At 31.7% G+C, this 12808-nt stretch carries 10 protein-coding genes and 1 other RNA gene; 9 read left to right on the top strand and 2 right to left on the bottom strand.

All coding sequences use genetic code 11. The features are described from left to right. The first annotated feature begins 523 nt into the window (after positions 1-523). Together UCYN_RS01510 and UCYN_RS01505 are read left to right on the top strand one after the other, a co-directional pair. Positions 524-1669 (top strand): anhydro-N-acetylmuramic acid kinase, encoded by a 1146-nt coding sequence (locus UCYN_RS01510; RefSeq protein WP_041487721.1) that lies wholly within the window; start codon positions 524-526, stop codon positions 1667-1669. Positions 1670-1860: 191 nt separating this feature from the next. Next, entirely contained in the window at positions 1861-3036 is a 1176-nt protein-coding gene (locus UCYN_RS01505) for a M20 family metallopeptidase (RefSeq protein WP_041487819.1), read from the top strand. A 287-nt stretch (positions 3037-3323) separates the two neighbouring features. Here the strand turns inward: UCYN_RS01505 and rpsD are convergent, their stop codons facing one another. Next, positions 3324-3932, bottom strand: a complete 609-nt coding sequence (rpsD, locus tag UCYN_RS01500; RefSeq protein WP_012953728.1) for a 30S ribosomal protein S4 — start codon at positions 3930-3932, stop codon at positions 3324-3326. A 307-nt stretch (positions 3933-4239) separates the two neighbouring features. Continuing rightward, a complete protein-coding gene (locus tag UCYN_RS01495) occupies positions 4240-4953 on the bottom strand; it encodes a precorrin-2 C(20)-methyltransferase (protein WP_012953727.1) in 714 nt (237 codons plus the stop codon). Between the two features lie 256 nt (positions 4954-5209). Between UCYN_RS01495 and UCYN_RS01490 the strand changes: the two genes are divergently transcribed. The 7 genes from UCYN_RS01490 to uppS all read left to right on the top strand — a co-directional run bounded on the left by UCYN_RS01490 (position 5210) and on the right by uppS (position 12548). Then, a complete protein-coding gene (locus UCYN_RS01490; protein ID WP_012953726.1) occupies positions 5210-6571 on the top strand; it encodes a 16S rRNA (cytosine(967)-C(5))-methyltransferase in 1362 nt (453 codons plus the stop codon). 44 nt (positions 6572-6615) lie between these two features. Next, positions 6616-7011, top strand: a complete 396-nt coding sequence (locus UCYN_RS01485; RefSeq protein WP_041487719.1) for a tellurite resistance TerB family protein — start codon at positions 6616-6618, stop codon at positions 7009-7011. Positions 7012-7278: 267 nt separating this feature from the next. Next, an RNA gene (gene rnpB / locus UCYN_RS06065) (RNase P RNA component class A) lies at positions 7279-7628 on the top strand. A gap of 279 nt (positions 7629-7907) precedes the next feature. Beyond that, on the top strand, positions 7908-8948 hold the full coding sequence (locus tag UCYN_RS01480; protein ID WP_012953724.1) for a 30S ribosomal protein S1: 1041 nt from the start codon (positions 7908-7910) through the stop codon (positions 8946-8948). Between the two features lie 455 nt (positions 8949-9403). Beyond that, the gene (lysA, locus tag UCYN_RS01475) at positions 9404-10840 is read left to right on the top strand and encodes a diaminopimelate decarboxylase (protein WP_012953723.1); all 1437 of its coding nucleotides are present in this window, start codon (positions 9404-9406) and stop codon (positions 10838-10840) included. 44 nt (positions 10841-10884) lie between these two features. Continuing rightward, positions 10885-11799, top strand: coding sequence for a diadenylate cyclase CdaA (gene cdaA / locus UCYN_RS01470; protein ID WP_012953722.1), 915 nt, complete (start codon positions 10885-10887; stop codon positions 11797-11799). Beyond that, positions 11796-12548 (top strand): undecaprenyl pyrophosphate synthase, encoded by a 753-nt coding sequence (gene uppS / locus UCYN_RS01465; protein WP_012953721.1) that lies wholly within the window; start codon positions 11796-11798, stop codon positions 12546-12548. Before cdaA ends, uppS begins: the two co-directional genes overlap by 4 nt. Positions 12549-12808: the final 260 nt, after the last annotated feature.

The raw sequence follows: 12808 nt of genomic DNA, 5'->3' as shown, positions 1-12808 counted from the left end.
ATTTGGCTAGTCTTATATTTGTGTAAGCTAAAATAATTAGCTCAATTACTTTAGTAATTATTTTAATATTGCTATAAAAACTATACTAATATCTAAGTATTTTTTATCTTAATTAGGTCCTTGATTAATTTAAGTCAAGTAAAACGAAAATATTTTTAATTAATAGTTTCCACATGATATAGTTTTTAACATAAGAGAGTATTTTTGTCTTAAATACAAATATTTTTTATAGTTTGAATGAAGTTTTAAAATAAGTTGTAGTTATTCACTATTACTTTTTACAGACCCTAAACGTTCTTAATTACTTATAGGTGAACTTTACTAACTTATATTGAGTTATTTATTAACGATTAAATATAAGTTAATAACTAAAAATCATTATTAATAATATTTTAAAGCTTTTTATTTTTCGTAAATACTAGATGAGATATTTAAATGGGTTAGTTATATATATAAAAAATAATAATGTATACATTAAGATAGAATTTAAACAATTGTAGTTTACAAAAAATTAATTTTAAATATGTATTGTCTCGGACTAATGAGTGGTACATCAGTAGATAGCATTGATGCATCATTAATAGAAATCCAAGGAAATAAACTCGATCTGAGAATTAGATACTTATTAAATATTAGCTATTCCTATCCAGAAAAAATTCGAAATCAGATTTTAAAAGTTGCTGAAGGTCACTCTTTATCAATAGAAGAATTTTCTAAATTAGATGAAAAAATCGCCTTGACTTTTGTAGATGTCGTTAAAGAAGTTCAAAAAGAATTTTTTCCTGTAGATTTAATTGGCTCTCACGGACAAACTGTATTTCACAGACCGCCAGTTGAAAATATTATGGGATATACGATTCAACTAGGCAGGGGAGAAATTATTGCTAATTTTACAGGTATTCCAACAGTCAATAATTTTCGAGCTGCTGATATAGCTGTTGGAGGTCAAGGAGCACCTTTAGTATCAGCAGTAGATGCTTGTATGTTGGGTCATTCTCGGTATCATAGATGCATACAAAATATTGGTGGAATAGGTAATGTTACATACTTACCGCCAAGATGTATGGATAACTGGTTTGAAAACATTACAGGATGGGATACTGGACCAGGAAATGTGTTAATTGATTTGGCTATTCACAAGTTAAGCAGGGGAAAACATTTTTATGATGAAAATGGAGATTGGGCATCTCAAGGTAAACCTGATTATCAATTGATCAGAAAATGGTTAAATAATACTTTTTTTCATCAGAAGCCTCCTAAATCAACTGGTAGGGAGCTTTTTGGAAAAGAATATTTAGAATATTGTTGGAATGACGCTCAAGTTTATGAACTATCTGAAACAGATTTTTTAACTACTATTACAGAGTTAACTGCAATTTCTATTACTAATAGTTATAAACATTTTATTCAACATCCTATTGATGAAGTGTTGCTATGTGGGGGAGGTAGTCATAATCTTTATTTAAAAGAACGTATAAAACATCATTCGCCTTATAAGACTATGGTAAAAACAACTACTGAAGTTGGCTTAAACAGTGATTTTAAAGAAGCAATTTCTTTTGCAGTTTTAGCTTATTGGAGATATGTAAATAAAATTCCAGGAAACTTACCACAAGTAACTGGAGCTTCCTATCCAATGCTACTTGGTGATATTTATCTTCCCTTCTAAAAACTAGTCATAAAATTTAATTCTTGTTACTCTAAGTTAGTTTGCATAAATAGTTTTAAGTCAATTAGTTTTTCTAGTTTAAATAAATAATACTAACAATTATAAATTTAAAACATAAAAAATTCTTAACCTTTATGGATTGTTGTAATGTTAGTAGTAATACTAACATTACAACAATCCATAAAGGTTATATGCTATCTGAAATAAAAAATCTCGTCGAAGATTTTCTACCTAGATTTGTTGAAATTCGCCGAAATTTACATTCTTATCCAGAATTAAGTGGTAAAGAACATCAAACAGCTGCTTATGTGGCAAATATACTTTCTTCTTATGATATTCCTGTAGAAAAATTTATTGGTAAAACAGGAGTAGTAGGGCATTTGATTAGTGATTCTGAAGAAAAAAGTGTTTTAGCAATTCGTACAGATATGGATGCCTTACCCATGCAAGAAAAAACTAAATTAAACTTTTCTTCTTATAATTCTGGGGTAATGCATGCTTGTGGACATGACGTCCATACTACAGTAGGAATAGGAACTGCAGTTATTCTATCTATGCTGAGAAAACAATTAGGAGGAAATATTAGATTTCTGTTTCAGCCTGCAGAAGAAATTGCTCAAGGGGCTAAATGGATGTTACAAGATGGCGTTATGAATAATGTTGATGCAATTTTTGGAGTTCATGTTTTCCCATCTCTTCCTGCGGGTTCTATTGGCATCAAATATGGAACATTAACAGCTTCAGTAGATAATATTCAAGTATTTATTAAGGGTGAATCAGGACATGGAGCTCGGCCTCATGAAGCAGTAGATGCAATATGGATTGCATCTCAAATAATTACAGTTTTACAACAAGCTATTAGCCGTACTCAAAACCCCCTACATCCACTAGTTTTGACAATTGGAAAAATTACTGGAGGGCATGCGCCTAATATTATTGCAGACCAAGTGGAAATGTCTGGTACGATGCGTTCATTACATCCTGAAACTCGTGCTAAGCTACCTCAATGGATAGAAGGTATTATTTCCAATGTTTGCCAAGCTCATAATGCTAAGTACGAAATTGATTATCAATGGGGAGTATCTTCTGTTGAAAATGATATCCATCTTACTAGTATTCTAGAAAATGCTTCTCGAGAAGCATGGGGAAATGATTTTGTTAGAATCTTATCTGAGCCATCATTAGGTTCAGAAGATTTTTCCTCATACTTAGAATATTCACCAGGAACAATGTTTCGGCTAGGTACTGGTTATCCAAACAAGATAAATCATCCCTTACATCATCCTCTATTTGATATAGATGAATCGGCGATCGCGACAGGAATAACTACTTTAGCTTATACGGCTTATAAGTATTGGAAAAGCTGATATATAAATTTCTAAGTTTGGAAAATTACCTAAGTGAAAATACTTAATGTATCTTATTTAAGAGCCATATAAAATGAATATATTTTGTGTAACATCTATGCAGCGTATTGTTACAAAAACTTGTACAGCGATTGAAATCTAGATTAACTAAAAATTATTTAATTTCGTGTCTTTCTCATAAATTATTTCTTACATGAAAGATAACTAAAGTTTAAATTGATAAGGGTTGCCTAAGCAACCTCTATCTCATTATTTAGAGAAAACAATTATAAAATTGCTTATCTAGTTTATACTTTTCGAGAATAGTATTCAACAATTAGAAGCTCATTAATTTGTAGTGCAACCCATTCGCGTTTAATGACATCATTAACCTTTCCAGTGAAAGTATTTTTGTCAAATTCTAGATGCTCAGGAAGGTTAGCTAGTCCAGGATATTGCATATTAGCTTCTACCATACGACGAGAATTATCATTATTTCTAACAGAAATAATATCTCCAGCACGACACTGATAACTAGCAATGTTAACAGTCCGTCCGTTTACTAATACATGACAGTGGTTTACAAGCTGACGAGCACCAGGTATTGTTCCAGCCATTCCTAAACGAAATACTGTATTATCTAAGCGCATCTCTAAAAGTTCTAATAGTTTTTGTCCTGTAGAACCAGTAGCACGACGAGCTTTCTTCATATAACGAATTAACTGTTTTTCAGTTACTCCGTAATTATAAAGAAGTTTCTGTTTTTCTTCGAGTCGCACAGCATATTCAGAACGTTTTCTACGACCCTGACCATGTTGTCCAGGTGGATAAGTGCGACGAGGGTTTTTTCTACTTAGTCCTGGAAGTTCTCCAAGTCTTCGTACAACCCTAAGGCGAGGCCCTCTATAACGAGACATATTATTGGTTTTCTCCTAGTATACAAAAGCTTTATTATAGCAGCTTTAGAGAAATAAATAAAATTTTATTTTCTTAAAGTTTGGCAACTAAGTAAATATAACATATATAGTCATCCATTATTTAATTAAAATTAATATTTGTTTTTTCCTGTTATTGAGAATATAAAAATAAATCTATTAAAACAAACTGTATGGTGATTCAAACTGAAACTACTATGAAAATTTATTAAATACCTGATAAGTAAATAATATTGTTAGTTTCAAAGATTTTTTCATGGAAAATGAATAGCAATTAAACAGTTTTTAGCTAGTTAGTTTGAATAACCATTAAAGAAAAATATGGAATAGATAAATAGCGATGGTTAGTTAAATCTTTATATACCCTCTCTTCTAATTGTGTAGCTCTAATGATTAAAGAAGTTTTGTGCAATAAATTTAAACTTTTCAAAATATCCCATATCTGAATGTAAACAGAACTAACTTTTAGTAAAACAATGACATCAGCCCAACGCATTATTACTTTGATATCATCTACATTGTGAACTATAGGAAGAATAGCTAAGTTTTGAGAATAAAAAGCTAATGGAACACCTAAAGTAGAAGCAGAAACAATTGGTGAACAAACGCCAGAAACTGTTTTTATTGAAATTTGAGGGTACTTCTTAAGTATAAACTGAGCTAAATACGTAAAAGTACTAAAGAAATTAACATCTCCTTCACAAGCAAAGGCTACATCAATACCTTTATGGAGATAATTTTCAACATTACAGGCAGCTTTTTTCCAAGCTTCCCACAATTGTTTCTTATCTTTAACATAAGGAAAGTATAAAGGCAGTTTTATCTGTTGCTCATTAACCCAAAAAGAAATTATTTGTTCGGCTAAACCTGTTTTATTAGCTTTACCTGTAGGGAAAGCTATGACAGGAACTTCCTTCAACAATCGTTTCCCTTTCAATGTAATTAATTCAGGATCACCTGGCCCTATACTTATTCCATATAGAGTTCCTATTATTTTATTCATTTTTAAAAATTTACCATATTACCTAAGTGCCCATACATAAAAATTATTAATTATCAAATAAGGTCTTTAACATAGAGAGATTAAAAGATACTTTGATTAGATTTACTTATCCCAATTAAATTATTTTTTAAGATTAAATAATAATGGATAATAGCAAATTATTATTATTATTTATATAATTTAAATACATTTAAATAGTTAATCTTAATTTTTCAATCATTTCAAGCCATAGCTTAATTTTTAATAACATTTTATTTTGAAAGTTTCTAATGCTCGTCAACTAGTTCTAAAAATCCTAAGAGAAATAGATAAGAATAATAGTTTTATCAACATATCCCTAGATAGTGCTTTTAAGCACAACGAACTAAGTAGACAGGATCGTGGACTATGTACAGAATTAGTTTATGGAATAATACGCTGTCAACGTACTCTAGATTCCTTAATTGATCAATTAGGAAATAAAAAATCTCAAAAACAGTCACCGGTTTTACGTCGTATTCTCCATATTGGACTATATCAGCTTTTATATCTTGATCATGTCCCTTTGTCTGCAGCTGTTAATACAAGTGTAGATCTTGCAAAAAATAATAATTTAAATGTTCTGTCTAAAGTTGTTAATGCAATATTGAGAGAATATATTAGAGTAAAAAAGAAAGAAAACTGTAAGTTGATATTATCGAAAGATTTTGTTAACACTACAGCCATCAAATATAGTTTTCCTAACTGGATAGTTAAGAATTGGTACCAACAATGGGGAGGAGATACTTCGGTAAAACTATGCTATTGGTTCAATCAATCTCCAACAATTGATATACGTGTAAATGTTCTTGGAAAGACTACTCAAGAAATCAAGAATGAACTTATTATGGCTAATGTAAATGTAGAATATTTACCACATTTACCTTGCTCTTTGAGGCTAAAAGGGCAAACAGGCGATATAAAAAATTTACCAGGATTTATAAAGGGAGATTGGACAGTACAAGATATTAGTGCGCAATTAGTTAGTTATTTATTAGATCCAAAGATTGGGGAAACTGTAATAGATGCTTGTGCTGCTCCTGGAGGAAAAACCACTCATATTGCTGAGCTAATGAGAGATAAAGGATTGATATTAGCTTGTGATCGTATTTCGTCTCGTCTTACAAAAATTCAACAAAATATAGAAAGATTAAAGTTAAGATCAATCAAACTTGTTAAAGGAGATAGTCGATATTTGCAACAGTTTAATAACTTTGCTGATCGTGTTTTAGTAGACGCTCCTTGTTCTGGATTGGGCACTTTACATAGAAATCCAGATATTCGATGGAGACAAACTCCAGAAAAAATAAAACAATTATCAATAATACAACAAGAAATATTAGATAAAGCATCTAAATGGGTAAAACCAAATGGCGTATTAGTTTACTCTACCTGTACTTTAAATGTTTCGGAAAATGAAACAATCGTTTGTAATTTTCTTAAAAATAATCCTGAATGGAATATTGAAAAACCTCTTTTTTCTAAACTTTTTTCGCCCTTTATTACATCATCGGGATGGTTACAAACATTGCCTCATGAACACAATATGGACGGATTCTTTATGGTAAAACTACGTAAAAATTCAACTATAGTTCATTGAAAACCTAGTCAATAGATAATGAGTACAAAATATAAAAAAAACAACTGCTAAAAATTTTAATTGGAGTTGCTTGGATAGATGGAATTATCCAGATAGAAGAAAGAAACTATTTGAAACAGATATCAGAACATAATGGATTGTCTGGAGATATGGAATTAAAGTATTTTCTATCAGAATTAAAACCTATTAAAGCAGTTCAATGCTATCAATGGTTAGAAGAGTACTTAGGTGATCATCCGACTCTAAAAGATTATCAGGAACTTTTAGAGTCTTTAAGTTTTTTAATTTATAGTGATGGCAATATTCAGATACAAGAAGCTAAGCTATTACTTGAATTACAAGCTCTTGATCCTTTACAAAATCATTCCCAATTAAGCTTTGCTAAAGTTATTAAAATTTTTCAAAAAATGTTTAGAACCGCTATGCAAAAAATAGTTTAAAGTTCTTGAAACTAGAAGACATAACTAGTGTCTCAAAACTATACATTGATTATGAATAAATTCGTATAATTTAGAGTATGAGGATCGGAACATATACTTTCGAGTTAAATAGTGATTTGATTATCTATCATTTAATCTACCCTCACTGACAAGAACAAATATATTAAGTTTTATTTTGAAGGTAATTTTTTAATGTGCTGTATTCTTCTTAAGATATATAAAAAATTTGAAGTTATCTTATAAAAAACATTAAGATATAATCATTAAAGAGTTGGCGAGAGAGTTGCGGGTTATTAAAATCAAATAATCTGAGGAAAGTCCGGACTCCCAAAAGATCAAACTTGCTGGATAATACCCAGTGCGCGCGAGCGTGAGGACAGTGTCACAGAAAAATACCGCCTTGATAAAAGGTAAGGGTGCAAAGGTATGGTAAGAGCATACCAGCAGTATTGTGAGATACTGGCTCGGCAAACCCCAGTTGGGAGCAAGGTCGAAGGGATATAGGTTGATCTTTTTCCAATCCCATCTAGGTGTACCGCAAGAGATATTTGGTAACAAATATCCCAGATAGATAACTCTCCTTTAGAACAAAATCCGGCTTATGTCCAACTCTTTTTTACCTAGGCTTCTTTGAATAAATTACTACCATAATCAATACAAGTTATTATAAATGATGATATGATGAAGACCTGCAACCTGCTAATGATTGACAAAATAATAAATCAATCTTTTGGATTTATTCTTACTATTCCACAAAGTTTAAGAAGGATATTCTTTATGGTGGCTAATTCAATCAAGATATGATCTTTACGGTTAATATCTTAGAATTAGAAAACATGCGTCAACAGGAGGCATTACTAATTATCAGAGATTTAAGTATAGGAAAATGAAAATACATGGCAGATCAGAAAGCAACAATTAAAGATATTGGTTTTACTCACGAAGATTTTGCTGCATTACTTGATAAATATGATTATCACTTCAGTCCTGGAGATATTGTCCCTGGTACTGTTTTTAGTATGGAGCCAAGAGGCGCATTAATTGATATCGGAGCAAAAACTGCAGCTTATATTCCTATCCAGGAAATGTCAATTAACAGAGTAGATAATCCTGATGAAGTTCTTCAGCCTAATGAAACAAGAGAGTTTTTCATTTTAACTGATGAGAATGAAGACGGACAGCTAACTCTTTCTATTAGACGCATTGAATATATGCGAGCTTGGGAAAGAGTACGTCAATTAAGAGAAGAAGACGCAACTGTGCGTTCGAATGTTTTTGCAACCAATCGAGGAGGTGCCCTCGTTAGAATTGAAGGATTAAGAGGTTTTATTCCAGGATCCCATATAAGTACTCGTGAAGCTAAGGAAGATTTGGTTGGAGAGGAATTACCTTTAAAATTCCTTGAAGTTGACGAAGAAAGAAACCGCTTAGTCCTTAGTCATCGTCGTGCATTAGTTGAACGCAAAATGAACGGCTTAGAAGTAGGACAAGTTGTTATTGGTTCTGTTCGTGGAATTAAGCCTTATGGTGCTTTCATTGATATAGGCGGAGTTAGCGGACTTTTGCACATTTCTGAAATTTCTCATGATCACATTGATACTCCTCATAGTGTTTTTGGAGTGAATGATGAATTAAAAGTTATGATTATCGATCTCGATGCAGAAAGAGGAAGAATATCTTTATCAACAAAACAGCTTGAACCTGAACCTGGAGATATGCTGAAAAATCGCGATGTGGTATTCGAAAAAGCAGAAGAGATGGCTGAGAAGTATCGTCAAAAGCTTCTTGCAGAGGCGGAAGGTAGAGAGATACCTGAAGAAATCACTGGAGAAACAACTGGAGAAGACAAAAGTACCATGGAAGATATTCCCTCTGCATCAGATGTAGATGAAATTCAAGAGGAGGTAGTTGAAACTACAGATATCTCTGAAGAATAAATTATCTACCTTGATAATTTGTTAAGAAAAATCTTTTTCTTCTCTAAATTATATATAGTTCTAAGATTGCAATTATATAATTGCAATCTTAGAACTATATATAAACAAAGCCAAACCTAGTTATTAATTTCAAGAAATATTAATAGTTTAATAGAAGCAATAACAAATATTTCACATCATTTTTATTGAGTAAAAGTAATATTAAATTTAAAATAAATAAAAGCAAGTCTTATTGATTACTGAATAACAAACTTTACATAATATATTTTGTACTTAATATACTAATTTTTAAAACCACAAAGTAATTGCTAGTTATCACTATCATGAATATTGATATAGAAAAATCCATATTATAATTCTTAACATATTCTTCAAATACCATTTGGAGGATTCCTAAAATAGGTTTTAGACTCTTTAATTATTTTAGTAATTAAATTACCAAAGGTCAGGAAATAATGGTATCCAAATCAGAACATATTTTTCGTACAGGACAAGATTATATATCTAAATATACTAATGAAATTTTACAAAAATCACCCAATAATTGTTTATTACCATTAACATCTAAGACTACAGAAGATGATTTCTTAGAAATTGGTGAATGTAATATTAAAGATTTAGTGGAGAAATTTGGCTCTCCTTTATATATCTTAGATGAAAAAACTCTAAGAACTTCTTGTAAGCAATATCGAGATAATTTCAAGCTTTATTACAAAGGCTCATCTCAAGTTATTTATGCTTCAAAAGCTTGGAGCTGCCTCTCAGTAGTTGGAATCATAGCAACTGAAAATTTAGGCTTTGATGTCGTTTCAGGAGGAGAGTTTCACACTGTTCAAATAGCGATGTCAAAATTAGGATACTCTGAAATAGAAATAGCTAATAGAGTTTACTTTCATGGTAATAATAAGTCTTTAGATGAATTAGAATTAGCTATAAAAGCCAACTGCAACATAGTTGTAGATAATTGGCTGGAACTTCAAAATTTAGTAGAACTTGGCAGTTGTTTGCCAGAAAAGTCTATTCGTATTTTACTGAGATTAACCCCGGGAATTGAATGCCATACTCATGAATATATAAAGACAGGACATGTGAATAGTAAATTTGGCTTTAATCTAAACGATTTTGAAACTGTAATTAACTACGTAATTAAACAAAAAGTTTTAAATTGTCGAGGATTGCATTCTCATATAGGGTCTCAAATTTTTGAAAAGCAACCACATCGTGATCTTGCTTTTATTTTGGTTAAATTGTTAAAAAAATCTCAAGAACTTGGATTAACCTTGTCTGAGTTAAATATTGGAGGAGGATTAGGTATTTCTTATACCTCTGATGATAATCCTCCGAGTATTGAAGAATGGGTTAAAAATGTTAGTGAATCAGTCATGGAAGCCTGTCTAGACAGTAACCTATCATTTCCAAAATTGATAGCAGAACCTGGTAGATCATTAATAGGTTCTGCCGGTGTAACTGCTTATACAGTAGGGAGTCGTAAAGAGATTCCTGGACTTCACACTTACCTTGCTATTGATGGAGGAATGTCTGATAATCCTCGCCCTATTACTTATCAATCGCTTTATAGTATTCTTATAGGTAATAAAATGTCAGAAAAAATTACTGAAACATTTATTATTGCAGGAAAACATTGCGAATCTGGAGATATAATAATTAAAGATGCTCAGTTGCCTCAAACTCATACAGGAGATATTCTAGTAGTAATGGGAACAGGAGCATATAACTATAGTATGGCTTCAAACTATAATCGTATTCCACGTCCAGCTGCAGTCTTAGTTAATCATGGAGAAGCTAATTTGATTGTACGACGGGAAACTTATGACGATCTAGTTAAACAAGACTGTTTACCCCAGAGGCTCCTGCCTAATTGCATTCTATAATTTATTTCTGTTCTTACTAATCATCCATCTTGTCATTTTACATCATGTTAGGTGAGCCTCCTGATCAGCGCTGGATACCCTCAGGGTTGATTCATAGCGGCATTGATACTAGTTTTGTGCTGTTGTTAACCTATTTGATGCTTCTTGTTATTGGTGAGCGTCGTACTTTGTGGATGGTTCGGGGGCTAATTATTTTAATGTTAGTAACAGTAATTAGCGAAAAGCTTCAACTAACACTGCTGAAATTCGTATTAGAAAAATTAGTTTTAGGAGCAGCAGTATCCATGGCTGTCGTTTTTCAGGGAGAATTTCGAAGATTTCTAGAATTACTAGGAAGAGGAAAAATACTACAACTATTCAAACAAAGAAGACCTATCACTAAACCAGATAATATAGTGGATGAACTGGTAGAGGCAGTACGAGAATTATCTCAAAATAGAACAGGAGCATTAATTGTTATTGAGACAGAAGCATCTATTGATACTAGGGCTTTTGTCGATCCCGGAGTAGTAGTTAACGGGGAAATTTCTAAGGCCTTATTACAGACAATTTTTCAGCCTAAAACCTTACTTCATGATGGAGCTGTTTTCATTCGTGGTTCTAGAATAATTTCTGCAGGAGTTATCTTACCTTTGTCTGACAAAACTTTTTCACGTCAGTTAGGAACTCGACATCGTGCCGCTATTGGGGTAACTGAAAATCTTGATAAATGTCTTTGTATAGTAGTTTCTGAGGAAACAGGCTCTATTTCTTTAGCCGAGAAAGGAGTTTTAGATCGTCCCTTAACCAATAGTAGGTTAAAAGAATTATTACAACAGCGCTTTTCTCTAATTGTTGACAGTAATTCTGTAGCTCCTGGTTGGGATGTTTTAAAACATACTATTAACTCACAAGGAAAACTTTTTTTTAAACGAACTTTTAATATTTCGTCATCGAACTCATCGGAAGAGAAGAAATGACTGTTAAGCAATCTATTGTGTTGAAAAATTTACCAACCGATCTTGATCAAAAGCGCCTCCCAAGCCATATTGCCGTCATAATGGATGGCAATGGCCGTTGGGCGAAAAATCGTGGACTTCCTCGAATCGTGGGACATCAAAGAGGTGTAGGAACTCTTAAAGATTTACTTCGTTATTGTAGAGACTTAGGTATTCCTGCCCTGACAGCCTATGCTTTTTCGACTGAAAATTGGGGAAGACCTCTTCAAGAAGTAGAATTTTTAATGGCTCTTTTTGAAACAGTTTTACATAGAGAGCTACAAGAAATGATGGCTGAAAACGTAAAGATACGTTTTGTTGGAAACCTAGAAGAACTACCCTCATCTTTACAATCAGAAATTTTCCGCTCAATGAAAAATACGGAAAATAATACAGGAGTACAATTCACAATAGCTACTAACTATGGAGGACGTCAGGAAATTGTCCAAAGTTGTCGAACTATTGCGATGAAAGTTAAGCAGGGTTTGCTTAATATAAACGATATAGATGAAAGTCTATTCGAAAACTACTTATACACTAAAGATATCCCTCACCCTGATCTGCTAATTCGTACTAGTGGAGAAATGCGTTTAAGCAATTTTTTATTGTGGCAATTAGCTTATGCAGAAATTTATGTTACTTCAACACTTTGGCCAGATTTTACATATAAAACTTTTTATGAAGCTTTATTAGAATATCAACATAGACAAAGAAGATTTGGTAAACTCTAAAATTATTTTTATTACAAAACTTAAGCATCCGAAATATTTAATATTTTAGCTACCTTGTTAAGTTCTAACTCATATTCAAAAATTAAAAATATTGACACAAATAAAATATGAGAAGCGCTAAAAACCTAGTAAAGATAAGTTTAATTTAATTATTAATCAATACTGTTAAAAGAAAAAACACCAGTATATAAGACTTATACATTGATATTTTTTCTGTAATAAATAATGCGATTGTATTTAAAATGATGCTAAGTAGAATA

The organism is Candidatus Atelocyanobacterium thalassa isolate ALOHA, from assembly GCF_000025125.1.
GTDB classification, from domain to species: domain Bacteria; phylum Cyanobacteriota; class Cyanobacteriia; order Cyanobacteriales; family Microcystaceae; genus Atelocyanobacterium; species Atelocyanobacterium thalassae.
Note: the sequence above shows the minus strand (reverse complement) of the source record. Positions and strands in the feature narration are given on the sequence as shown.